Annotated in this window: 25 protein-coding genes and 1 pseudogene; 13 read left to right on the top strand and 13 right to left on the bottom strand. The window is 61.8% G+C overall.

Annotated features, from left to right (window positions below; genetic code table 11):
- Positions 1–228: 228 nt before the first annotated feature.
- Complete coding sequence (locus O2S87_RS13090; protein ID WP_475409231.1) at positions 229–1,020, top strand: alpha/beta fold hydrolase; 792 nt, start codon at positions 229–231, stop codon at positions 1,018–1,020.
- Positions 1,021–1,041: 21 nt separating this feature from the next.
- Here O2S87_RS13090 and O2S87_RS13085 read toward each other — a convergent pair whose 3' ends face one another.
- The gene (locus O2S87_RS13085; RefSeq protein WP_475409230.1) at positions 1,042–1,437 is read right to left on the bottom strand and encodes a DUF7975 family protein; all 396 of its coding nucleotides are present in this window, start codon (positions 1,435–1,437) and stop codon (positions 1,042–1,044) included.
- 103 nt (positions 1,438–1,540) lie between these two features.
- Between O2S87_RS13085 and O2S87_RS13080 the strand changes: the two genes are divergently transcribed.
- Both O2S87_RS13080 and O2S87_RS13075 read left to right on the top strand, forming a co-directional pair.
- Positions 1,541–2,158, top strand: a complete 618-nt coding sequence (locus O2S87_RS13080) for an adenylate kinase (RefSeq protein WP_475409229.1) — start codon at positions 1,541–1,543, stop codon at positions 2,156–2,158.
- 105 nt (positions 2,159–2,263) lie between these two features.
- Positions 2,264–3,151 (top strand): DUF106 domain-containing protein, encoded by an 888-nt coding sequence (locus tag O2S87_RS13075; RefSeq protein ID WP_475409228.1) that lies wholly within the window; start codon positions 2,264–2,266, stop codon positions 3,149–3,151.
- 51 nt (positions 3,152–3,202) lie between these two features.
- Here O2S87_RS13075 and O2S87_RS13070 read toward each other — a convergent pair whose 3' ends face one another.
- The 6 genes and pseudogenes from O2S87_RS13070 to O2S87_RS13045 all read right to left on the bottom strand — a co-directional run bounded on the left by O2S87_RS13070 (position 3,203) and on the right by O2S87_RS13045 (position 11,399).
- A complete protein-coding gene (locus tag O2S87_RS13070; protein ID WP_475409234.1) occupies positions 3,203–4,816 on the bottom strand; it encodes a multicopper oxidase family protein in 1,614 nt (537 codons plus the stop codon).
- Between the two features lie 129 nt (positions 4,817–4,945).
- A complete protein-coding gene (gene purM, locus O2S87_RS13065; protein WP_475409227.1) occupies positions 4,946–5,935 on the bottom strand; it encodes a phosphoribosylformylglycinamidine cyclo-ligase in 990 nt (329 codons plus the stop codon).
- A gap of 86 nt (positions 5,936–6,021) precedes the next feature.
- Positions 6,022–7,608 (bottom strand): acetolactate synthase large subunit, encoded by a 1,587-nt coding sequence (locus tag O2S87_RS13060; RefSeq protein WP_475409226.1) that lies wholly within the window; start codon positions 7,606–7,608, stop codon positions 6,022–6,024.
- Positions 7,608–9,020 (bottom strand): annotated as a pseudogene (locus O2S87_RS13055) (NAD-dependent succinate-semialdehyde dehydrogenase). The gene O2S87_RS13060 and the pseudogene O2S87_RS13055 overlap by 1 nt, the downstream one beginning before the upstream one ends.
- 43 nt (positions 9,021–9,063) lie before the next feature.
- Positions 9,064–9,720 carry a zinc metalloprotease gene (locus tag O2S87_RS13050; protein ID WP_475409233.1) on the bottom strand — a complete coding sequence of 219 codons (657 nt, stop codon included), beginning with the start codon at positions 9,718–9,720 and terminating at the stop codon, positions 9,064–9,066.
- Positions 9,702–11,399: a TraB/GumN family protein gene (locus O2S87_RS13045; RefSeq protein ID WP_475409225.1), complete on the bottom strand. Its 1,698-nt coding sequence runs from the start codon at positions 11,397–11,399 to the stop codon at positions 9,702–9,704. Before O2S87_RS13045 ends, O2S87_RS13050 begins: the two co-directional genes overlap by 19 nt.
- Before the next feature lie 111 nt (positions 11,400–11,510).
- On the opposite strand from O2S87_RS13045, the gene O2S87_RS13040 reads away from it, so the two are divergent.
- Complete coding sequence (locus tag O2S87_RS13040) at positions 11,511–12,008, top strand: bifunctional nuclease family protein (protein WP_475409224.1); 498 nt, start codon at positions 11,511–11,513, stop codon at positions 12,006–12,008.
- 77 nt (positions 12,009–12,085) lie between these two features.
- Positions 12,086–12,574 carry an acyl-CoA thioesterase gene (locus O2S87_RS13035; RefSeq protein WP_475409223.1) on the top strand — a complete coding sequence of 163 codons (489 nt, stop codon included), beginning with the start codon at positions 12,086–12,088 and terminating at the stop codon, positions 12,572–12,574.
- A gap of 23 nt (positions 12,575–12,597) precedes the next feature.
- On the opposite strand, the gene O2S87_RS13030 is transcribed toward O2S87_RS13035, so the two are convergent.
- The gene (locus O2S87_RS13030; protein WP_475409222.1) at positions 12,598–13,716 is read right to left on the bottom strand and encodes a S1C family serine protease; all 1,119 of its coding nucleotides are present in this window, start codon (positions 13,714–13,716) and stop codon (positions 12,598–12,600) included.
- Between the two features lie 119 nt (positions 13,717–13,835).
- Here O2S87_RS13030 and O2S87_RS13025 point away from each other — a divergent pair, with 119 nt between their 5' ends.
- The 5 genes from O2S87_RS13025 to O2S87_RS13005 all read left to right on the top strand — a co-directional run bounded on the left by O2S87_RS13025 (position 13,836) and on the right by O2S87_RS13005 (position 18,023).
- Positions 13,836–14,294 carry a DUF7992 family protein gene (locus O2S87_RS13025; protein WP_475409221.1) on the top strand — a complete coding sequence of 153 codons (459 nt, stop codon included), beginning with the start codon at positions 13,836–13,838 and terminating at the stop codon, positions 14,292–14,294.
- The gene (gene cobT / locus O2S87_RS13020) at positions 14,291–15,346 is read left to right on the top strand and encodes a nicotinate-nucleotide--dimethylbenzimidazole phosphoribosyltransferase (RefSeq protein WP_475409220.1); all 1,056 of its coding nucleotides are present in this window, start codon (positions 14,291–14,293) and stop codon (positions 15,344–15,346) included. The genes O2S87_RS13025 and cobT overlap by 4 nt, the downstream gene beginning before the upstream one ends.
- Positions 15,347–15,402: 56 nt before the next feature.
- Positions 15,403–16,143 carry a ThuA domain-containing protein gene (locus tag O2S87_RS13015; protein WP_475409219.1) on the top strand — a complete coding sequence of 247 codons (741 nt, stop codon included), beginning with the start codon at positions 15,403–15,405 and terminating at the stop codon, positions 16,141–16,143.
- Between the two features lie 69 nt (positions 16,144–16,212).
- Positions 16,213–16,371, top strand: a complete 159-nt coding sequence (locus O2S87_RS13010; protein ID WP_475409218.1) for a hypothetical protein — start codon at positions 16,213–16,215, stop codon at positions 16,369–16,371.
- A 59-nt stretch (positions 16,372–16,430) separates the two neighbouring features.
- Positions 16,431–18,023 carry a succinic semialdehyde dehydrogenase gene (locus tag O2S87_RS13005; RefSeq protein ID WP_475409217.1) on the top strand — a complete coding sequence of 531 codons (1,593 nt, stop codon included), beginning with the start codon at positions 16,431–16,433 and terminating at the stop codon, positions 18,021–18,023.
- 34 nt (positions 18,024–18,057) lie between these two features.
- Here O2S87_RS13005 and O2S87_RS13000 read toward each other — a convergent pair whose 3' ends face one another.
- The 4 genes from O2S87_RS13000 to pyrB all read right to left on the bottom strand — a co-directional run bounded on the left by O2S87_RS13000 (position 18,058) and on the right by pyrB (position 21,350).
- The gene (locus O2S87_RS13000) at positions 18,058–18,921 is read right to left on the bottom strand and encodes a hypothetical protein (RefSeq protein ID WP_475409216.1); all 864 of its coding nucleotides are present in this window, start codon (positions 18,919–18,921) and stop codon (positions 18,058–18,060) included.
- A gap of 159 nt (positions 18,922–19,080) precedes the next feature.
- Entirely contained in the window at positions 19,081–19,686 is a 606-nt protein-coding gene (locus tag O2S87_RS12995; RefSeq protein WP_475409215.1) for a hypothetical protein, read from the bottom strand.
- Between the two features lie 276 nt (positions 19,687–19,962).
- A complete protein-coding gene (gene pyrI, locus O2S87_RS12990; RefSeq protein WP_475409214.1) occupies positions 19,963–20,427 on the bottom strand; it encodes an aspartate carbamoyltransferase regulatory subunit in 465 nt (154 codons plus the stop codon).
- On the bottom strand, positions 20,424–21,350 hold the full coding sequence (pyrB, locus tag O2S87_RS12985; RefSeq protein ID WP_475409213.1) for an aspartate carbamoyltransferase: 927 nt from the start codon (positions 21,348–21,350) through the stop codon (positions 20,424–20,426). The genes pyrI and pyrB overlap by 4 nt, the downstream gene beginning before the upstream one ends.
- A gap of 95 nt (positions 21,351–21,445) precedes the next feature.
- Here pyrB and O2S87_RS12980 point away from each other — a divergent pair, with 95 nt between their 5' ends.
- Positions 21,446–21,760 carry an ASCH domain-containing protein gene (locus O2S87_RS12980; protein WP_475409212.1) on the top strand — a complete coding sequence of 105 codons (315 nt, stop codon included), beginning with the start codon at positions 21,446–21,448 and terminating at the stop codon, positions 21,758–21,760.
- Between the two features lie 4 nt (positions 21,761–21,764).
- Here O2S87_RS12980 and O2S87_RS12975 read toward each other — a convergent pair whose 3' ends face one another.
- On the bottom strand, positions 21,765–22,100 hold the full coding sequence (locus O2S87_RS12975) for a 2Fe-2S iron-sulfur cluster-binding protein (protein WP_475409211.1): 336 nt from the start codon (positions 22,098–22,100) through the stop codon (positions 21,765–21,767).
- Between the two features lie 126 nt (positions 22,101–22,226).
- On the opposite strand from O2S87_RS12975, the gene mvaD reads away from it, so the two are divergent.
- Both mvaD and O2S87_RS12965 read left to right on the top strand, forming a co-directional pair.
- Positions 22,227–23,204, top strand: coding sequence for a phosphomevalonate decarboxylase MvaD (gene mvaD / locus O2S87_RS12970; RefSeq protein WP_475409232.1), 978 nt, complete (start codon positions 22,227–22,229; stop codon positions 23,202–23,204).
- Between the two features lie 77 nt (positions 23,205–23,281).
- Positions 23,282–23,551 (top strand): PAS domain-containing protein, encoded by a 270-nt coding sequence (locus tag O2S87_RS12965; protein ID WP_475409210.1) that lies wholly within the window; start codon positions 23,282–23,284, stop codon positions 23,549–23,551.
- The last annotated feature ends 106 nt before the right edge of the window (positions 23,552–23,657 follow it).

Here is a 23,657-nt window from a genome sequence, read left to right as displayed (position 1 = left end):
AGCACACGTTACTCGTGAGTGAGTGTTGGAGCGTCGAATCTCAGCTGAAGTTTCGTCAAACCTGAGCAGATCCCGACAAGTTGCACCGACCTCGTCGATGTTTCTCCCCAGATCTCCTTGGCTCCAGGCTAAACCCCAGAAGTAGTGCTAGTATTTTTCGCTGAAGCTCTCGAAAACGTAGGTTTCACACCCAATACTAAGCATGCTGCCGTGGTAGTACGCGGGACGATGCACCACACCGATCACACGCCGTTATCCGAAGCAATTGACACGGCTGGCCCTGAAGACGCCCAGTCGATTGTCTTCGTTCACGGGGCTGTCTTCACACGGAAGATGTGGGCACCCCAACGCGACGGGCTGGCTGAAGAGTTTCATATCGTCGCCCCGGATCTGCCCGGCCACGGGTCACGGGCGGATGGCTCGTTCGATTTCGAGTCGGCCGTCGACCTCCTTGCCCAAGTTGTCGAAACCGAGACGAACGGCGATCCACTGATCGTCGGCCTCTCGCTTGGCGGCTATGTCGCAACCGAGTACGTAAGCCACAACCCCGAACGGGTAGACGGTCTCGTGCTCTCGGGCAGTAGCGCGAACCCGGTCGACGGGATGGAACTGCTGACGCGTGCAACCGGCGGCATCGCTCGGTTGGCCACACGGAGCGACCGGGTCAGGGGGTTCGTCGACAAACGGGCCGCCGAGTGGGTACGAAACCGAGACATTTCCGACGACCACAAACGCGAGATAATCGAATCCGGCTTTTATCCGAAGCAGTTCGGCAACGCCGGCCCGTATCTGGCAGGCCGCGATTTCCGGGCGATGTTCGCGTCGTATCCCGGTCCGTCGCTCCTTGTCAACGGCGGCCGTGACCTGGTCATGCGACGCGGCGAAACAGCCCACGCCGAAGCCGCCCAAAACTGTGAGATCGAGGTGCTCGAATCCGTTGGCCACGTCTGCAATCTCCACCGCCCGACCGCCTACACGAACGTGATTCGGGAGTTTGCCCGACAGACCGTTGTCGCCTAATCGAGTTCTCCAACGACCACCTCAGATGGCGACAACCCAGGCCGTGTAGCTCGACTCGTAGCCGTAGACGGTCTGAAACGCTTCGTCGATGAACTGTGCCAGTCGGTTGGCGTCCGACCGAGCCGAAATTTGGGCGTGTGTGCCCTCGGCGCTTTCGGGGCTCTCCAACCCCTCGATACGAAACTCGGGGTACGAGTCGACGAGCGTTTTGAGCCGATCGAGTTCGGTGTCGGTACAGTCCATCGAGATAGTGGTGTCGCTGAACTGAATCCACGGTTTGAGTTCGTCGGTCGACGACGGTGGCAGGACGTCGGGTTCGATCGTAAGGAACTCACTACCCCGCTTCCGGTGGGCGGAAATCGCCTCGACAAACAGGTGGCAGCGCTCGCTGGACGTCTCCGCGTCGAATCGAGTCATGGCCGTGGTAGGCACTGCCTACTCAAAGAATCAGTGTTTTTCACGGTTGTCGGCTCGCAACAGTTTCTTCAAGCATTTAACCCCGGCCGGAGACCTGAGAAGTATGAGCAAGCGAATTCTGTTGCTCGGTGCGCCAGGCGCAGGCAAGGGAACGCAAAGCAAACGGCTGGCCGACGAGTACGATATCGAACACATCACCACAGGAGATGCACTGCGTGCGAACAAGGACATGGAGACCGAGTACGGGACGCCACGCGAGTACATGGACGCGGGCGAACTCGTCCCCGACGAAGTCGTCAACGAGATCGTCGACGCCGCACTCGCGGACGCGGACGGCTTCGTTCTCGACGGCTACCCGCGCAACCTCTCGCAGGCCGAATACCTCAGCGAGCAGACCGATCTGACCGCAGTGATCTTCCTCGACGTCGACGACGAGGAACTCGTACGACGGCTCACCGGTCGACGGATGGACCCCGAGACGGGCGACATCTACCACACCGAGTTCAACATGCCCGACGACGAGGCGGTCGAAGCCCGACTCGTCCAGCGCGACGACGACACCGAAGCGGTCGTCAAAGAACGACTCGAAACCTACTACGAGAACACCGAGCCTGTGATCGAACACTACCGCGAGCACGGTGCGTTGGTCGAAGTCGACGGCGAGGCACACCCCGACGAGGTCTTCGAACGTATTGCCGCAGTCGTCGAAGACGAGTCCTGAACGGAGACGCACCCACGCGAGTGGTGACGCTCACGGCCAGTGAACGTCGGTGAGCGGACACCGAGAGTACAACCTTCTTAACTACTGGTTGCCTACCGGGTGGTAATGAGCAGGATCGAACGCAAGGTCCGGTCGATGGTCCGATCGGACGCCGAGATGAAGCCCGCGATCCAGACGGTCCTCGACAGTGCCACTGACAATGAGGTCCAATGGGTCGACGTGCGCGAAGAGATCACCAGTGGGCAGTGGGGCCGACTCATCGAGAAAGGAATTCTCGTCGACGGCGAGACGGGATTCCGACTCGAAGAGCCTGAGGCCATCCGGGATGGCCTCGAAGAACCGGGCGAGAGCGGTGACGAAATCGAAAGCAGTTCGTGGTCGAAGTGGGACAAGGGTGCGGCCGTCGTCACGCTCAGCATGTTCGCGGGCTACACGTGGGCACCGGCTCGCGAACTCGTTGGCAATGCGGTCGACGTGGTGCTCGGGCCGATAACGTCCGTGCTTCCGTTCTACGTCGTGATCATGATCATCGCGGTCGCAACCGGGACGTACTCGACATTGCTTCGGGTCGCGCTAATGGATATGGACAAGATGGGCCAGTACCGCGAGCAGATGCAGGCGGTCAAAGACCGGCGCGAAGACGCGAAAGAACGCGGCGACGAAGAGGAACTCGAAGCGATTCAAGAAGAACAGATGGAAATGATGGGCGATCAGCTCGGCATGTTCAAAGAGCAGTTCCGCCCGATGGTTTGGATCATGTTTCTGACCATTCCGGCGTTCCTCTGGATGTACTGGGTCGTCGGCTATCGCGGTGCAGAAGCCCACTACGAGCTCTCGTCGCTCGTTATCCCACTGGCGGGGGAAGTGACGTGGACGACCGGCATTGTCGGTCCGATCCAGGTCTGGATTGTCTGGTACTTCCTGTGCTCGATGGCGTTCACACAGATCATCCAGAAGGGCCTCAACATCAGCATGACGCCGTCGACGAGCTAAACCCTACGATAGCCTTTTGCGGTAGTCCCACTGTAGATTTCCGCGACAATTTTAGCTATATTTGAACACGCGAGCCATGCCTCGCTCCAAGTGGTAGACGTTGTGGCAGTGGAAGAGCCAGTCACCGGGGTTGTCTGCACGGAAGTCGAAAGAAACCTGCCCGCCGTAGGGCGGCACCATCACGGTGTCTTTGACTGCCTCACCGACTTGGAAGAAGTGCCCGTGGAGATGCATCGGATGGATCGCCGGACTGCGGTTGACCATCTCCACGCGGACGTGCTCGCCCTCGCTGATCGCTAACGGCTCGGCGTCCGGATACACCTGTCCGTCGATCGTCCACGCGTCGGGATCGCCCTGCATCATCCCGCCCGAGAGGGTGAACTGGAAGGTTCGGTCGGGCGTGCCGTCGACGTCGAGTGAGTCGAGCGCGCTGAGATCGCTGTACTGGAGCCGCTGGCCGTCGAACTGCGGGCCATTGGCGGTCCCCTCGTCGTCTGCGTTCTCGTACCGGAGTCTCGCTTCTGCGGGCTGTTCAGTCCCGACGACGGGTGCGGCGACGATCGCCCACTCGCCGGGCGCGTCGGCCTCGACGATCACATCGTACCGCTCGCCCATGCTGAGTTCGAGAGAATCGACCTCGATCGGGTCGACTGGCCGTCCGTCGGCGTGTGTGACGGTCAGCGGGTGGCCACCGATTCCGACCTGGTAGGTCGTCGCGCTACTGGGATTTATCAGTCGAAGGCGGACACGCTCGCCCTCCTGTACGTCGAAGGCCGGTGGATCGGATGGGAGACGGCCGTTGATGACTAGCCCCTCGTATGGCGGGCGTTGTCCCTGCATTGGATTGTTTCCGCCTCGTCCATCTCCATCCGGAGGTCCGCCATCATCGGGACCTCGGCCACCGGGGCCGCCTCCGGGACCGTCTCCGCCGGGGCCGCCGGGATCCATACCGTCTCCTGGACCCATGCCGTCCCCCGGACCTCTGCCCGGACCACCTCTGCCGGGGCCTCCGTCTCCTGGACCACCATCTCCAGGTCCTCTCCCCGGATCTCCATCTCCAGGACCGCCTCCGGGTGGGGCTTCGATCGAGTCGAGTGTCGGTCGACCGAAGAGGAAGTCGTCGATCATGAGCGTATACTCCCGGTCGTACTCGACGTGCGGGGAGTCTTCCTCGATGATTAGTGGCCCGGAGAGCCCCGTATCGAGCTGCAGGCCGACGTGGCTGTGATAGACGTAGGTGCCCGCCGGTGAGGCGTCGTACTCGTAGCTGAACGTCTCGCCGGATGAGATCGGTTCTTGGGTAACGTTCGGGACACCGTCCATCTCGTTCGGGACGGGAACTCCGTGCCAGTGGACGGTTGTCTCCTCCGAGAGTTGATTGTCGACGTCGATCCGAACAGTTTCGCCCTCGTTGAGGCGGAGTTCCGGCCCCGGAAGCTGGTCGCTGTACTGCCACGTATCACCGCTTGCATCCGGTCCGATCTCGGCCTGTCCGTCCGCGGCAACGAGGCTCACCTCCGCCGCGTCGGTCCCATCCTGCTGTGGACGCGGTTGGCCAACGACGGGCCCGGTCGACTGCTGGATCCCTGTCGTCCCGAGGACCGCTGTGCCGCTAAGGATGCGCATCGCCCGGCGACGTGTGAGTCGCGGTTCGTGTGTGACCATCATACGCGTCACCACGCCAACGAGTATAAAAGAGGGGACCGTATCGACGTGTGACGTGTTCCGGGTTGTTCCGTCTACCCCACTGTAACCAGCGGCGTGGGACCGGCACAACGATCCCAGCTAGCCGTTTTATAGGTCGAGCTCGCGGATCGAGACGCCGTCACCGTCTTCGACGTGACCGATCATGCGGCCATCGGTCGACGCGGCCAGCGATTCGGCCGCCGATTCGTCTTCCACTGCGGCGACGAAGCCGGTTCCCATGTTGAACGTGGTGTGCATCTCCGCGTCGGAGACGTTGCCCTCCTCCTGGACGAACTCGAAGACCGGTTGGGCGTCGAACGGATCGTCGACGACGTAGCGGTTCTCGCCGAGGCGTTCGAGGTTGGTCCAGCCACCGCCGGTGATGTGGGCCGCACCCTGAACACCGGCTTCGCGCATCGGATCCAGGAGGTCGGTGTAGATTTTGGTCGGCTCGAGGAGTGCTTTGCCGACCGTCTCGTAGCCCTCATAGGGGAACGAATCGGTGTACTCGTGATTTTTCGTTGCAGCGGTTCGCGCAAGGGTGAGTCCGTTCGAGTGAATGCCGGAGGACTCCCAGCCGACGAGCGTGTCGCCCGGTTCTGCTTCACCGTCGAACAGGGCGTCTTTGGCCGCGAGTCCCGCACAGGCACCCGCGAGATCCAGCCCCTTGATCACGTCGGGCATCACGGCGGTTTCGCCGCCGACGAGTTCGATATCGGACTGCTCAGCTCCGGCAGCGAGCCCCTTTCCGACCTGTTCGGCGAAGTTCTCGTCGGGTGTTTCGACCGCGAGATAGTCGACGAACGCAACGGGTCGAACCCCGGCGGCGACCAGATCGTTGACGTTCATCGCGATGCAGTCGATGCCGATCGTCGAGTAGTCTTCGAGGGCTTCGGCGACCAGGAGTTTGGTGCCAACGCCGTCGGTGGCGAGTGCGAGATAGCGGTCGCCGATGTCGAGCAGTCCGGCGTAGTCGCCCTCGCTGTCGCCGACCGCGCCGATGAGCGCGGCGGTGGCGGCCTCGCTGGCCTCGATGTCGACACCCGAGTCAGCGTAGGTGAGTTCCTCCTCGTCAGCAGATTCGTCTTCGGCAGTCATGTCTCAAGGGGCGCGGAGTGAACACAAAAACACGGTGATTCGACCGTCGACGGCTCGCCGTTGCTGAACGATTTAGCCAGCAACGATCAGCCGAGCGGGACTTCGATCAGCGAGAGGCTGTCGCTCGGAACCTGTGATTCGAGGAGACTACCGAGTTCGTCCCAGTCGTCGGGTCGGTAGCCATCGATCTCAAAGCTCTCAGCGAAGTCGACGAAATTCGGATTCGTGAGTTCGGTGCCGAACATCTCGCCACGGTGGTCGGTCTGTTTGGCCGAGATCAGTCCGTAATCGTCGTCGACGAAGACGATCACCGTGAAGCCACAGCCCAGCCGTGTTGCGGTCTCCAGTTCGGCGGCGTTCATCAGAAAGCCGCCGTCGCCGTTGGCGACGACGACGTTCTGATCGGAGACCAAATCAGCCGCTATGCCTCCCGGCAGTGCGATCCCCATGCTCGCCAGTCCGTTGGAGACGATGCAGGTGTTGGGCTCGTAGGTCGGAAACCGACGCGCAATAGTTAGTTTGTGGCTACCGACATCCGAAAGCAGGATATCAGCGTCGGCCATCGCCGACCGAAGCAGCGAGACGGTTCCGGCGACCGTAAACGGCCCCTCGTCGGGGCGAGCCAGCGCATCTGAGAGAATCGTCTCGTGGGCATCCGCACACCACGTACTCGCCGTGTCTTCGACGGCTTTGTCGAGTTCGTCGAGTCCGGACCCGATGTCGGCGATAAGTTCGACAGTCGGGTTGTAATGAGCATACACCTCGGCAGGCTCGTGATCCAGGTGGACGACTGTTTTCGACTGGCCGGGATTCCACTTTTTCGGGTCGTGTTCGGCGATATCGTAACCGACCGCGAGGACGACATCCGCGGCCTCAACCGCGTCGACTGCCTCCTGGTTCGGCCCTGAATCGAGCGTCAACAGCGACTGTTCGCTGCGGTCCGAGACCGCCCCTTTGCCCATATAGGTCCCGACGACCGGGATTTCGGTTCGTTCGACGAACGCTCGCAACTGCGAGGCGGCGTCGACTCGAACGGCACCGTTGCCCGCGAGGACGAGTGGATGCTCGGCGGCCTCGATCAGGTCGGCTGCCTCCCGTACTGATTGGGGGTCTGGATCGGGTCGACGAACCCGACCTCGAACGGGCAGTGGCTCGCCGTCGACGTGCTCGCCCATGATGTCTTCGGGGAGTTCGATCTGGGTTGTACCCGGCTTCTCGTAGGTAGAGAGCTTGAACGCCTTACGAACCGATTCGGCGATAATCCGGCTGTCGTCGATCTGTGTGTTCCATTTGACGACCGACGCGAAGATATCCGGGATGTCGAGGGCCTGATGGCTCTCTTGGTGGAGTCGTTCGAGCCCACCTTGGCCGGTGAGCGCGACTAGCGGAGCCTTATCAAGGTGGGCGTCGGCAACCCCCGTGAGGAGGTTTGTGGCTCCTGGACCGAGCGTTCCGAGACAGACCCCCGCATCTCCGGTCAGTCGACCGTACACGTCGGCCATGAACGCCGCTCCCTGCTCGTGACGCGTCGGCACGAACTCGATTTCTGAATTCCTGATCGCAAACAGGATATCCTCCAGTTCCTCGCCCGGAATCCCAAAAACGTACTCGACGTCTTCGGCTTCCAAGCAGTCGACCAGGAGCTCTGCACCGGTCTGGTCTGCTCGATCCATTATTCGACTCCCGCGTACGAATCGTCGCCTGTTTCGCCCTCGCCGAGGCCGTGCTGGACCCAGATCGTCTTTTCGTTGACGAACTCCCGAATGCCGTGTCGACTCAGCTCACGGCCGTAGCCGGAGTTCTTGACGCCCCCAAAGGGAAGCCGGGGATCGGATTTAACGAGTTCGTTGACGAAACAGAGCCCGGCCTCGAACCGGCGAGCGAAGGCCTCGCCGCGGTCGAGGTCACTCGTCCAGACGCTCGCGCCCAGCCCGAAGTCGGTGTCGTTCGCAACCTCGATCGCCTCCTGTTCGTCGCTGACGCGGGTGACGCTGGCGACTGGGCCAAACGTTTCCTCGGTCGCGGCTGCTGAATCCCGTGGGACCTCAATGAGGACGGTTGGCTGGTAGTAGGCCCCCTCGCCGTCGACGGCCTCGCCGCCGGTGAGGAGTTCGGCTCCGGCGTCGAGGGTGCGGGCGATCTGGTCGTCGAGATCCTCGCGGAGATCCGGTCGGGCCATCGGGCCGATGTCCGTTTCCTCGTCCATTGGGTCGCCGACAGTGAGCGCCTCGATTTCGTCGACGAAGGCGTCGACGAACTCATCGTACACCGCGTCGTGGACGATGAATCGCTTGGCTGCGATACAGGACTGGCCCGTGTTTTGGAGCCGGGCGAACGCCCCGCGCTCGGCGGTCGCCTCAATCGGCGCATCGTCGAGAACGACGAAGGGATCGCTCCCGCCGAGTTCGAGCACCGAGGGTTTGAGCTGCTGGCCCGCTTTTTGACCGACGGCACGACCCGCCCCCTCGCTGCCGGTGAGCGTGACGCCCACGATTCGGTCGTCTTCGATGACGGCGTCGACTTCGGACGACGAAATCAGGAGCGTCTGAAAGACACCTTCGGGCATTCCGGCGTCTTCGAGAACGTCCTCAATGGCCAGTGCACAGCCCGGGACGTTCGAGGCGTGTTTGAGCAGGCCGACGTTGCCAGCCGCGAGGTTCGGCGCGATGAAGCGAAAGGCCTGTCAAAAGGGGAAGTTCCACGGCATAATTGCGAGAATCGGTCCGAGCGGCTCGTAGCTGACGAGCGTGTGGGCATCGGGATCGCTTTCGACCACCTCGTCTTGGAGGTGCTCGGCGGCCGTCTCGGCGTAGTACTCACAGACCCAGGCGCATTTGCGGACCTCCGCGCGGGCTTGTTCGATGGGTTTGCCCATTTCGTGGGTCATCAGTTCGGCGTACTCCTCGACGCGCTCGTCGAGAAGCTCAGCGGTCCGTTTGAGGAGGGTCTGTCGCTGCACAGTCGACCGCTGGCTCCAATCGTCGAACCCCTCTTGGGCACTGCTAAGTGCAGTTTGGATATCTTCGCGGTCGTGTGAGTCGTACTCGTCAAGTTGTTCGCCGGTCGCAGGGTTGGTGCTTTCCATGCCAAGAGGTCGCACTCCGAACGCAAAGGTGTCCGCACCCTCGTCAGATCCGGAAACTAAGGCCGAGCGACAGCACCGAACCGAGCGTCAACAGCACGCTCAGGCCGAACGTCCCGACCCAGACGGGTTTGCTCCACCGGATGACGGTTTTGCCGTCGAGCGGACCGTAGGGGATCAGATTGAACGCGGCCAAAAACAGGTTGATGATGATGCCGAACCGACCGAGCGTTCCGAGAATGTCGACGCCCAGTGCGAGGCCAGCGAGGTAGATAGGCACGAAGACGGCGGCCAAAAGCAGGTTCGTCACCGGCCCGGCGATGGCGATGTGGCCGTGTTCCTTGTCATTTAAGTACCCTCGGTGGTGGACCGCACCTGGTGCGGCGAAAATAAAGCCGATGAGGGCGCTCATGATCGCCAAAAACAGCATGCTGTAGTCGGCGCGGAACTCGGCGATTTGGCCGTAGTGGACGGCAACGACCTTGTGGGCGACCTCGTGGAGCAGGAAGGCAATCCCGGCGGTCAGTAGGCTCACAACGAGTATCTCGGGTGCGAGGAACAGTGCTGCAATGTTCGGATGCGCGAAAAAGATGGCAAACGCGACACCCAGCGCGAACCACGCGACCAGCAGGTCTCGAATCTCGGTGTGGCTGAATTCGTAGCCAGCGATCCGGTAGCCAAGGCTCACGTGACGGTCCTCCAGATGAGTTCAGCGCTGTTGCGCATGCCATCGAGCATTAGCTGTGTAATCCCGTCGACGCCGCCGAGTTCGGCGCCGAACAGTGGCAGACCGTAACTCACGAACAGGAGGCTCGCGATGACGCTCCCGACGTTCGTCATCGCCACGATCATAATCAGTTTAAATAACGGTACGTCGAACATCTCTGAGACGATCTCTCCGACCGGTTTCGTTTCGTCGGACAGCAACCCGTTGAGCGTCGAGATATCGCCGATGTTGACCGAGAGATATCGAAGTTCGACGTAGCCGCTAAACCAGCCCGGCGCGAGCGCGGGGTTGATTGAGGTGAGCCACGCGACCGCGCCGCCGACGCCCGCCGACGACCAGTGGGCACCGGCCAGCTTTGCGAACCCTGCGGCGAACACGCCGTTTATCAGGAACCACGCGCCGAACAGCCTGAGTAGGAATCCGTCTTGTACGCCTGCCATCGCCAACAGAACGAATACGGCGACGAAACAGACCGACAGGCCAACGCCGACGATCTTTCCCCACGGCAGTCGACTCCCTTTCTGTTCGCCGACGAGCGACGCCATCGGTGGCAGCGTCGATGGATCAGCGAGATAGCCCTCGATACCTTTGCGGTGGCCCGCACCCACCACTGCGAGGACGGTGTAGCCCGCCTGTCGGAGGCCGACGAGCTGATGGGCGATGTAGGCGTCACGTTCGTCGATCAGTGCCTCAGCCCCACCCGGGCTGAACTGGCGAAACTCCTCCATCATGACGGTCACCACGTCCGCATCGGTCAGGTCGTCGATATCCAACTCGTCGATGCCGCCTGCCTCGGGTTCGGTCGACCCTCGGAGGCCGATGAGCGCGGCGGCCACGAGCCCGAACGCGAGCCCACCGGCCAATCCGAGCGCGAGACTGCCGATCAGTGTGACCGTAAAGCCACCGAGATAGCTCCCGACGAGACCGTCGAGAACGCCGGTGAACGCGGCAACTGTGCCGACCGCGCCGCCGCTGCCGAGCGCAACCGCAAACCGCCGGTCGCCATTGAGGCCGAGGCCCGCCAGTTGGTCGACGACGAGTGTCGTCGCAAATCCAACGAGTGCAGCACTGGCGGCTCGAATATAGATCGCCTCCGTAATGCCGACTGCGCCACCGAACACGGCGAGCGCTGGGCCCGCCAGCAGGCCGACGAGCAGGCCGACCATGATGCCGACGACGCGGCTGTCGGTCACCCCAAAGGCGAGGCCGCCGACCATCCGGAGCTTTTCGGTGATCGTCATGCGCGCCCAAAAGCGCTGGATCGTCGTTTGGATGTCACGGTCGACCAGCGCGACGTCGATGCCGTGTTGCTCGGCGGTGTCGATGGCGGCCATCATATCCGCGCCGGGTTTGACGTCAAACTGGTCGCCCAGTCGCGACTGGACGTACGACAACATCCAGTAGGCCAGAAACTGAAACACCGTGTTACCCTGCAGGAGGTCGCTGGCGTCGAGGTCATCGGGTTCGTGACCCTGCATCTGTCGGTAGCGCCCTTCGTCGAGTTCGACCGCGACGATGTCGGGCTGTTCGTCGGCGATCCGTGTTTCGACCTCGCGGACGCTCGCCTCGGAGACGTGGGCAGTGCCGACAACAGTGACCAGACCTCCACCATCGGAATCGGGTGACTGTGGAGGTGGGTCGGCTGATTCGCTCATTGGGGCGACTAGCGCTCGGTCCCGTTTACCAGTATCGGAGTCTTCGCTTTGTCGACCAGTCGTTTCGCTGGCTGGGAACAGTTATTCATAGGCGTCTCCCGAAGGGATTGTATGGCACACTCCGCGGAGATCACAGGGATCGGCATGGGTATCGGACCCGATGGTGCGAACGTCCCGGCGGTCATTCTCACAGCGCGCGAGGAGTATCTGCCGATCTTTATCACCGCAGATCAGGCCCAGTCGATTCGGCTGGCACTCTCCGGCGAAGTGTTCGAGCGCCCGCTCACCCACGATCTACTCGTCGAGATGGTCACCGAATTCGGCGGCGCGATCGACTCGGTCCGGATCGACGATCTGGCCGACGGCACCTTCTACGCAAAGGTCGACGCCGAACGCTACAACGCGGGCGAACCCGAGACGTTCGCGTTCGATGCCCGACCGAGCGACGCCATCGCGCTCGCCGTGCGCGTCGAGTGCCCGATCTCCGTCTCCGACGAAATCCTCGATGCAGCCGGCCGGTCGCCCGACGAAGTCGACATCAGCACCGTCGACACCGACGACAAGTCGATGCGGTCTGATGATCCGTTTTTCGAAGAAGGTGACGAATAACGCTCAGTAGGTACTGCCTACTCCGAGTTACTCACGGAAATCGACGGCTTTCTCACATCAGCGGTCACGCATCTGGCATGGATGAATCCGAGACCGCGGCGCTCGTTGAGTCGTACACCGAGATGACCGAACTCCTGTTGCCCAATGACACGAACAATTTGGGTCGCGCGCTCGGCGGCGTGGTGCTCCATTGGATGGATATCTGCGGAGCCATCGCTGCCATGCGGTTTTCGAACCGCCAGTGTGTGACCGCCTCGATGGACCACGTCGACTTCATCAGCCCGATCGATATCGGCGAGGTGGTCGTCGTCGAAGGCTACGTGTTCAACGTCGGCCGCAGTAGCATCGAAGTCAAAGTCGACGTGCGCGCCGAGAACCCCGTAGAGGGCGACGATCGACCGACTACCAGCTCCTACTTCACGTTCGTCGCGCTTGACGAGGGGGGAGAACCGACCGAGGTACCCGAACTACGGTGTCCGAGCGACGCCGAGGCCGCGCTCAGATCCGAGGCGATCGATGGGCGAAAAGAGCAGTTGTCGGCGCTCGTCGACCGACTCGAATCGTAGCGTCCGACGGAGGTAAGCAATCCTTACTCGTTCGACGACTCATTTGTTGGCTCGGGCGGGCGAGTGCCGAGTGTCACCTCGACAGTTCGTTCCTCACCGTCTCGGATGATCCGTATCGGAACCGTCTGGTCAGGGCTGGTATCGAGTGCGAGCACGTGCGCCAACATGTTCGAATCAGGGACGTCGGTGCCGTCGAGTTCGACGATGACATCGCCGCCGGTCGGGATCGACCCTTCCTCGGGTGGTTCTTCGGGCTCTTCTGGGTCCTCCGGGAGCGACTCGTTTTCGGTCGACTGGCCGTCGGATTCGTCGGATTCGATACTCGGTTCGAGCACGCCGTCGCCCGGGCCATCGGGTTCGACTTGGACGACCAGCAGGCCACCCGGCTCGTCGAGACCGTTGGCCTCGGCGACCTCGGGGTCGACGTCGATCATCGTGATCCCCAAGCGTGAGTGATTGTACTCGCCGTTCTCACGAAGCGCCGGAACCACGCGCTTGGCGAGTTCGGCCGAGATGGCAAAGCCGACCGTATCGCCCTGTTTGGCGACGACGATGCCGACGACCCTGCCCGCACGGTCGACGAGCGGACCGCCGCTATTGCCCGGATTGAGCCCCGCGTCGGTCTGGATCGTGTCGGGAATCTGGTAGCCGCTCGGGCTCGGTATTTCACGGTTGCGACCACTTATGATGCCCTCCGAGAGCGAGTCTTCGAGATCGAACGGCGAGCCGATCGCCAGCACCTTCTCGCCGACCGGCAGCGGCTGGTCGACGAACCGCAGTGGATCGTTGGCGCCGTTTTCGACCGAAAGAACGGCGATATCGCTGTGTGGGTCGCTGCCGAGATTTTCGGCTTCGGTCCACTCGTGGTTCGAAAACTGGACGCTGAACGCCGAGCCCCCTTCGACGACGTGGTGGTTGGTGACGATTATCCCGTCGTCGACGACGAACCCCGAGCCCTGGCCGACGTCTTCGTCGCCGTCGGTGACCTGGATTTCGACCACCGAGTCGACGACGTCCCGGTAGACCTGTGTGGACTCGAAGTCGGCCTCTTGACGGCCGCTTCGGGTTGGAGCCAGACAGCCTGCCAGTCCGATCGATCCCAAACCAACGCTGGCGACCACTGCACGTCGCGTCGGATTCATACCGGTACTGCGGGCTCCTGAAATAAAAACAAACCGTCAGGACCACGACCAGAGATGGGGTCGACCCCCTGATCGATCGTCGACAGGCAACTTAACAACCGAGCGCTCGTAGCGCTTTCATGAGCCGACACGAAGTCCCTGAGGCCCCGACGCTTCGGGACGTCGACCCCAACGAGTACGACGACGCCGAGGTGATCGGCCAGACCGACTATCGACGGGACGAACTCAACGAGTTTCTGGCCGTGGGTGCCTGGAAGGACGCCTTCGAGCAGTGGTCGATCGACAGTCCGATTGCCGACGAGGAGTGGGAGATCGTCGAGGATCTCGGGCTCATCGAGCGCTTCGACTTCTTCTGGGACGATTTTGCTGGCCGCGTCGGCTACCACGCGCCGGGGCTCCCCGAGGACTGGAAGGAACGAGAGCTCCACCCCGCGCTCGACAGCTGGTCGACCGTCTCGGCGATCAACGCCGGGCTGACCGAACTCGGACAGACGGTCTGTGACGTCCTGTTAGACGAGTACATCGACTGGGAATCGGAGTTCGAACCACCCGAGGATCTGCCGGATTTCGACCAGTGAGCCGCGAGTCCACCATTGAGCCGGATGAGGCGCTTTCGGTGACAATCCCACCGCTCGACACCGACGCTCGCCAAGCGGCACTCGACCGCCAGGCGACGCTCACCAAACCGCCGGGCAGTCTCGGCCAGTTGGAGACGATGGCGGCCGATCTCGCGGCCATGCAGTCGACCCCCCGGCCGACCGTCGATCCCGCGGTCGTCGTGACAATGGCCGCCGACCACGGTGTCGCCGACGAGGGTGTTAGCGCCTATCCCCAGTCGATCACCGCGGCGATGGTCACCAACTTCCTCGACGGTGGCGCAGCCGTAAGCGCGCTCTGCGATGCCGCCGGAATCGAGAACGTCATCGTCGACATGGGTGTCGCCGGCGAGGTCCCGCCGGGCGTCGTCGACCACCGGATCGCCGACGGCACGGCCAACATGGCCGTCGGACCAGCGATGAGCCGCCAGGAGGCACACTCGGCCATCACGGCGGGTCGGTCGGTGATGCGGAGCCACGCGGCCGAGGCCGCGCTCGTCGGTCTCGGCGAGATGGGCATCGCGAACACGACGCCGAGCGCGGCGATTACAGCGCTCCTGACCGACAGCCCGATCGAGACGGTCACTGGCCACGGAACGGGGGTCGACGAGGAGACGAGAGCCCGGAAAATCGCAGTCATCGAACGGGCGATCGAGGCGACCGATCCCGATCCGAACGATCCGCTCGGCGTGCTCGCCTCTGTCGGCGGCTTCGAGATTGCCGGACTCGTCGGGCTGACACTGGAGGCCGCAAGCCGCCGGACGCCAGTGGTCGTCGACGGCTTCATTTCGGGAGCTGCAGCACTGCTCGCGGCCGAAATCGAGCCACGCGTGACCGACTACCTGCTTGGGTCGCACGAGTCGGTCGAACCCGGCCACGCCGCCCAGTTGGACGCGCTCGATCTCACGGCTCGCTTCGATCTCAGGATGCGACTCGGTGAGGGAACCGGCGCGGCGGTCGCCGTGAACGCCTACCGCGCGGCGTGTGCGGTCCACGCCGGGATGTCGACGTTCGCCGAAGCCGGTCTCGACTAACGACCGCGAGGATCGTCGACACAACCACTCTTGTATGCCGACGCCGTCGGAGGCGTATGACCAGCGTCACCGTCTGGAACGAGTACCGCCACGAACGCGAGAGCGACACGGTTGCAGAGATCTATCCCGAAGGCATCCACGCCGTCATCGCTGAGGTGCTCAGCGAGGCGGGATTCGAGACGCGAACCGCGACGCTCGACGAGCCCGAACACGGGCTGACCGAGGAGGTACTGGCTGGAACCGACGTGCTGACCTGGTGGGGCCACGCCGCCCACGACGAGGTCGACGACGAGATCGTCGAGCGCGTCCACGAGCACGTTCTCGACGGCATGGGCCTGCTCGTCCTTCATTCGGGTCACTACTCGAAAATCTTCAAGCGTCTGATGGGTACCTCCTGTTCGCTCAAATGGCGCGAGGCCGCCGAGACAGAACGGCTCTGGGTTGTCGAACCGAGCCACCCCATTGCCGATGGCATAGCGGAGTACATCGAGGTCGACGAGGCCGAGATGTACTGCGAGCGGTTCGACATCCCGGCACCCGACACACTCGTCTTTTCCTCGTGGTTCGAGGGCGGCGAGGTGTTCCGCTCGGGCTGCTGTTATCGGCGAGGCAACGGCCGAGTCTTTTATTTCCGACCGGGCCACGAAACGTACCCCGTCTACCACAACGAGGACGTCCAGCAGGTGCTCGTCAATGCGGTCGACTGGGCCGCGCCGGGTGATGGACCGACACCGACGTTCGGCAACGCCGATCCGATCGAGGATATCGACACGAGTGACGACCGAACGGTTCACTAAGCAGGCAAACCGGCCGTTGACGTGCTATTCGGCGCACCAGCTAAGTGGCTGCTGGCCGTACGTGATCCAATGAGTTCCGACGAGTATTCCGGTGATGACTACGACGAATCTCCTGACGACGATTCGGGAGGGGCAGGACTCAAACTCATGTTCCTGCTTGGTGGGTTTGCGCTTGTCGTGTTCCTGCTCGGAATCGTGGTCATTTGGTATCTGAGCTACGGGCCATAGCGCGAAAAACAACCCCCACTGCCACAGGTATTTACATCGATATCACCGACAGGAGAGTAATGACATCCGGTCGTTCGTCCACACCGTTCGTGGAAACGTCGACTACAGCCGAGCGACTCGATCGACTCGCCGGTCGCGTTCGGTCGACCGCCAGTGAGACCATCGCTGTCGAGGCCCCGACAACCGCCGACTGGATCGGATCGGTCCCCGCCTGCGACGAGGCGGACGTCGACGCCGCTGTCACGGCCGCCCGCGAAGCCCAGATGGCGTGGGCTGAGACGCCGGTCGACCAGCGAGCGACAGTCATCGATCGGTTCAGCGATCTGGTGGTCGACCACCGCGCGGAACTACTCGATCTGATCCAACTCGAAACCGGAAAGTCCCGACAGACAGCTGCTGAGGGGTTGTTTTCGGTGCCGTCCGCTTGCGATCGGGCCGTTGATTGTGGCCATAGGGCGGTTGCCGATGAGCCACGCGATGGTGGGATTCCACTGCTCACCACCGCGACCCTGACCTACGAACCGGTCGGTGTCGTGGGTGTGATCTCGCCGTGGAACTATCCCGTTACGCTCTCGATGGCGGATGTGATCCCGGCGCTGGTCGCTGGCAACAGTGTGGTGCTCAAACCCGACGAAAAGACCCCGTATGCCACCCTCTTTTTGGCCGAACTGTTCGAGCGGGCTGGCCTGCCGGCCGATGTGCTTCGGATCGTCACCGGCGAGGGCGGAGTCGTCGGCCCGGCGCTGATCGACCGCGTCGACTACGTCGCCTTCACTGGCGGCACCGAAACCGGGCGAGTGGTCGCCGAGCGCGCCGGGCGGAACCTTATCGACTGTTCACTTGAACTCGGCGGCAAGAACCCTTTCGTTGTCCTTGACGATGCAGACGTCAAGGAGGCCGCTCGCGGCGCGGTCAACGCCTGTTTCTCGAACGCCGGTCAGCTCTGTCTGTCAGCCGAACGGATCTACGTCCACGAATCGGTCTACGACTCGTTTTTACATGCGTTCGTCAACGAAACCCGCCAGCTTACACTCGGGATGGCCTACAACTACGACGCCGAGATCGGGTCGTTGATCGACGTCGACCAGTTGGACCGCGTCCGGAGTCGGGTGGAGGCGGCCCGCGAGTCGGGCGCGACCGTCCACACCGGCGGCCAGCATCGCCCCGACGTCGGACCCTACTGCTACGAGCCGACGATCCTCACCGGCGTCGACCCCGACTCACAGCTCGCCTGTGAGGAGACGTTCGGCCCCGTCGTCTCGGTGACACCCGTCGAAAGCACCGACGCCGCGGTCGAGGCCGCCAACGACTCGCCGTACGGGCTCAACGCGAGCGTCTGGACCGGCGACCGAAAGCGGGGCCAGCGGGTCGCTCGCCGGATCGACTGCGGTACCGTCTGTGTCAACGACGGCTTCGCCGTAGGATGGGGGGCAGACGCCCCGATGGGCGGATTCGGCGATTCGGGGCTCGGTCGACGGCAGAGCACCGAAGGCATCAGACGTTATCTGGAGGCCCGCACGATCGCAACGTCCCGCGTCGGCCCGCTCGTTCCGCCGGATTGGCTGCCGATGGGTTGGGTCGTCGAAGGCGTCAGTAGAGCCCGTCTGACCGGGCGTCGACTTAAAAAGGCTGTCCGGTCACTGCTGCGGTAGTCGCTGGCTACTGTCCCGTTGTGTTGCTGTTCGGCTACGACTCCGGCCCGTAGCTCTCGCCGTCGCGCTCGTCGGCGTTTTTTCGACGGATCGCCGCCGAGGCCTGGGCGGCATCGTAGCCAAAAAACACGTTCTTGGCATAGGTGTCGGCTACCTCTGCGGCATGAATCAGGTTGTCGACGTCCACCTCGACGGCGTACAGTTCCACCGAGAACGGAACGTCTGGCTCAGCACCATCGAGGTCGTAGTCGCCGCCCAACGCGGTGCGAAAACCGCGAGAAATCGTTTCGAGCCAGTAGGTCGTCCCGTAGTCGAGATCGTACAGCGGGACGACGAACTCGTCGACGTACTCGCTCAGTGCATCGAGATCGAGGCCAGCACGTTCGTAGAGGTGGCCCGGATACGGATCTGGGTAGAGCGTGAGGTAGGTTCGGCCGGGGATTCGTTCGCTGGCTGCGGCGACAAACTCAGTGACGACCGAGGCGCGCCACGCCTGGCGGTCGTCATACTCGCTGTCGGCGAACCGCCGGTCGCACCGCTCGCAGTGACAGTAGCCCTCGCGGGGAAACCCCACGTCGTCAAGCCGCACATCGGGGGTTGCGGCGGCGCAGTCGGCGACAATTTCGAGCAGACCTTCGCGGTAGCCGTCGTGGGTCGGACAGATGTAGGCCCAATCGAAGTACTTCCGGTCGCGGGTCGCCTGGTTGCCGTCGGCGTCGACCGGGACCAACTCGGGATCGCTGCTGGCGGCGGCGTTGTCGCCGAAACACGAAACCATATTCACGGCGTTGTCGATGGGTTCGGCTGGACGGCCGCTAACGTCTTTGACCTCGTAGAAGGCGAGTTCGAACTCCGGCCAGTCGACCTCGGGCACGTTGCGCGTGACGACCCCGTACATAGACGAACAATACCGCCGCCTGCGGGTAAGTCGTTCGTTCTGTTGGGGTTCGATGCGGTCTACAATACGGCCCATTTAAATACCAGCTACAGGTCGACGATCGGTTCGAAACTCACTCGAAGACGCACCAATCACAGGACGGTCTGTAATGCTCCACAATTACCCCGTGGAGGAACACGCCAGTTCCGTCGTCTGGGATACGTCTTCGATCTCGTCGTCACGAACCAGAATCGAATGAGACGACTCGTTACAGTCGACGTACTCCTCGTCGATGGGTATCGTTCTCGCAACGTCGTCGGCATCTATCTCGAATCGGTACGTGTCTGGGGCTTCGAATCGGAGCAAGGCGTACCGCTCAGAAGAGAGGTCAGCAGTCGTCTCCAGCAGGGTTTCGTCACCGGAATCGGAAACGAGGAGTGATACGTCGGATGTTTCGTCTTCGGCCAGAACAATGACATTGTGGTAGTCATTCGATGAACCGATTCGGTTTGAAACCGCAGGTTTCGGGTCTTCTGGCTCCGAAATATCTAGTTCTTCGAAGAGATAAAAGCTGAACTCGACGTCGTCTGGATCGAGGTCTGTAACTTCAACTGTAGTAGTCTCTGACGAGTCACCGCTTTCACTGTCGGTTTCGTTTCCCGTCGAGTCGGTATCCACCGACTCGTCACCGTTGTCCTCTGCGGTCGGTGGAGACACACCGTCCCCGAGACAGCCAGCTACGGGTATCGAGAGGATACAACTACCGAGAAAGCTCCGTCGTCTCATGGGCAGAGATTTGTGTAATAAAACAAGTGCTTTGTGTAGTATCACACCACTAGTCCTACACAGAACGAGTACCGTCACTTGCTCCAAACGCTCCTCTCGAAGTCGTCTGTCGACAGCGTGACGGTTACTCTTCGACGGTCACTTCAACGGGTTTGGTGTCGCCCGAAAACAGGACGTAGGCCACTACGACGACGAGGAGTACGGCGATGAGTTTCACTTTTTTCGACATACTAGTCAGAACGGACGGCCGGGTTAAATTCTTTCTGCAGGCGGCGACTACTGATCAGGGTCGATGTGGTCGGCCAACGAGTCCCGAATAATCGTCCCACAGTAGGTACATCGAACGTCGTCGTCGACAACGGTAAAGTCCGTTTCGACCGGCTCGTTTTCGTTGGTAATACAGTTGCGGTTGGGACACGACAGCAGGCCGACGACACTGTCGGGGCGGTCGACGCGGTTCTTCTGGACCACTTCGAACTCTCGAATGATGTTAATGGTCGCCTCGGGGGCGATAAGCGAAATGACATCGACCTCCGACTGGCTCAACTCGCGGTCTTCGACCTTGACGACGTCTTTGAGTCCGAGTCGGTCGCTCGGGACGTTCATGACGACCGAGACGCCCAACCCTTCGGAGCCGTCGATTCCGAGAATCGACAGCACGTTCAGCGCGTGGCCACCCGACACGTGGTCGATGACGGTGCCATTGCGTATCTTCGAAACGCGGAGTTCGTGGTCACTCATTGGTCTGCCTCCACGTTCTCCGAGAGCAAGTAATCGAGCAGTGCCATCCGGACCGGCACGCCGTTGTGAGCCTGTTCGAAGTACGTCGCGTGATCGGTGGCGTCGACCGCAGGGTCGATTTCGTCGATACGCGGGAGCGGATGCATAACCGCCAGATCGTCGTTCGCAGCTTCCAAGGTGTCGGCGTCGATCTGGTACTCGCCGGCGACTTTCTCGTACTCGGTCTCGTCGGGGAACCGTTCGCGCTGGATGCGGGTGACGTATAGAACGTCGAGATCATCGAGAACGGAACCGAGTTCGGTGTGTTCTCGAACGTGCGCGCCCGACTGGTGAAGGTCGAACCGGACGCCACGAGGTAGCCGAAGGCTCTCGGGGCTGATAAAGTGCTGGCGAACGTCGAAGTTGGTGAGCGCCTCGGCCAGCGAGTGGACCGTTCGTCCGTATTTGAGGTCGCCCATAATGCCGATCGACAGATCGTCGAGACCGACCCGCTCGCGAATGGTATACAGATCCAAAAGGGTCTGGCTCGGATGTTGGCCCGCGCCGTCGCCCGCATTGATCACGGGGACGTCGACGAACTCGGCGGCCATTTTGGCTGCGCCCTCGCTTGGGTGTCGAAGGACGAGCGCGTCGGCGTAGCCTTCGACAACGCGAACGGTGTCCGCGAGGCTTTCGCCCTTCTTTACTGACGAAGAGTCGACCGACCCCATGTCGGTGGTCGAGCCCCCGAGTCGTTTCATCGCGGTATCGAAGCTCATTTTCGTTCTTGTGCTCGGCTCGAAAAAGCAGAGCGCGAGTACGGTCTGTGCGTGACGATCACTCCACGCCGTCAGGTCCGCATCGATCTCTGCGGCCCGGTCGAGCACCGCCTCGATGTCCCCCCGCGAGAGTTGGGTCGCCGAAATGAGGTGGTCCTGTCGCATTACTCGATTGGGGTTCGTCTATGGTCTTGAATCCCGCGGGTCGACCGTCGCTCCGGAGGCGCGACCTTTTTGTCAACATGCGACAACTATTCTCTATGGGAACCATCGACGCCGAGACGCTGTTGCCCAACGATCACGTCAAACGGGCCGTGCTGTCGGGCAAGATGACACAGATCTCTCGCGGACAGGCGTACGCCGCCGAGGGCGACACGTTCGAGATCGACGATCAGACGTTCGTCGTAATCAGTGTCGACGAACTCTCGCTGGGCGAACTCACCGACACAGATGCCCAGCGGGAAGGCTCTGCGGATCTGGAAGCATACAAAGAGCGGCTGGTTCGTGCGCACGGCGGAAACTTCGAGTGGGACGACGACAGTGAGATCGTCCGCCACCAGTTCGAAGCAGAATAATTGCTTAGTCGTCGTCGGCCGCTGCCGCGTCGGTACTTGCGATCGGAACGTCGTCTTCGATACTCGGGGGGTAGACGCCGCGTTCGAGTTTGAGATCGGACTGCGCGCGAGCCATGCAGGTCAGCGCGTAGTTTTCTCGCTCTGTTTCGGTAAAGCCGCGAGCGGCCGGTTGGGCGACCTCGCCTTCGATGATCTCGGCCGAACAGGCCAAACACATACCGACCCGACAGGAGTACTCTTGAGCGATTCCTTCTTCGAGACAGGCTTTCAAGATGGTCTGCTTGTCGGAGACCGTAATCGTTTCTCCGGTCCCAACGAACTCGACGGTGTACTCGGTCATATCGCAGGTGTTCGACGACTTTACCCTAAACACTTGTTATCGGTTCTGTCCTTGGGGTTTGGACGGATTTGGGTCGGCGATTCGGAACGACTAACCCGCGACCGGACACTGTATTCGACAATGAGCATGAAAGCCACTGCACGAGCCCACCCGATTCAGGGGCTCGTCAAATACCACGGCATGCGCGACCCGGAGCTTCGGCTTCCATACCACGACTCGATCAGTGTCTGTACCGCCCCGACGAACACGACGACAACCGTCGAGTGGCTTCCCGAGAGCGACCCCAGCGAGGACGTGTATCTGATCGACGGCGAGGAAGTCGACGGTCGTGCCGCCGAACGGATCTCGATGGTCGTCGACCACGTTCGGGACCTCGCAGGATTCGACCACGCTGTCCGGTTCGAAAGCGAGAACTCCTTTCCCTCGAACATCGGCTTCGGCTCATCGTCGTCGGGGTTCGCCGCAGCCGCGCTCGCGCTCGTCGAGGCCGCGGGACTGGATATGAGTCTGCCCGAAGTATCGACGGTCGCCCGCCGTGGCTCGTCGTCGGCTGCTCGCGCGGTGACGGGTGCGTTTTCACACCTCTATGCCGGACTCAACGACGAGGACTGTCGCTCGTACCGCGTCGACTCCGAACTCGAAGACGACCTCAAAATCGTCGCTGCGCACGTTCCGTCTTATAAAGAAACGGAGGCCGCCCACAAGGAGGCCGCCGAAAGCCACATGTTCCAAGCGCGGTTGGCCCACATTCACGATCAGATCGTCGAGATGCGCGACGCCCTGCGCGAAGCCTCGTTCGACCGCGTCTTCGAACTCGCCGAACACGACTCGCTGTCGCTGACCGCCGCGACCATGACCGGCCCCGCGGGCTGGGTCTACTGGCAGCCCGAGACGATTGCCGTATTTAATGCCGTCCGGGAGCTCCGCGAAGACGGCGTCGACGTCTACTTTTCGACCGACACGGGGGCAAGCGTCTATGTGAATACACGTGCGGAGTACGTCGACGAAGTCGAGGCTCGAATAGCCGAGATCGGCATTGAGACCGATGTCTGGGAGGTCGGTGGCCCGGCCCACGTTCTGGACGAAAGCGAGGCACTGTTCTAAGCCGATGAGTACTGGATCGTCGACAGCGGGTCGTCGTATCCAAACACCCAACTGGGAGCCCATTCAACACTGACGAAATGGGACAACCCAACCCTGTTGGCCCGGTCGTCATTCATTCTGCCGACACCATCCAGTATGCGAACAGGGCGTTTTGTGCCCTCATCGGTGCCGACTCGCCTGCCGACCTCACCGGTTCGTCACTGCTGGAACTGGTCGAGCCCTCGTACCACAAGTCGCTGGTCGACCGGTTCGACCAACTGCCGCGGGATGACGACATTGTTGAGGGAGTTCGGCTTGAACTGCTTGACACCGACGGCAGCTCTCAGGATGCCTCGTTGCGCCGCTAATTAATCGCACTCTCGGTGCTTTCTCCGTCCAGTTTCCGTGAAAGTTGTATGCAATTGGACGCCTTCTGTCGATATGAAGTCGAAGCGGTCAACAATACGACAGTGT

The organism is Halohasta sp. A2, assembly GCF_056175805.1.
The sequence above is the reverse complement of the archived record's forward strand: the minus strand, read 5'-3'. Positions and strand labels throughout refer to the sequence as shown.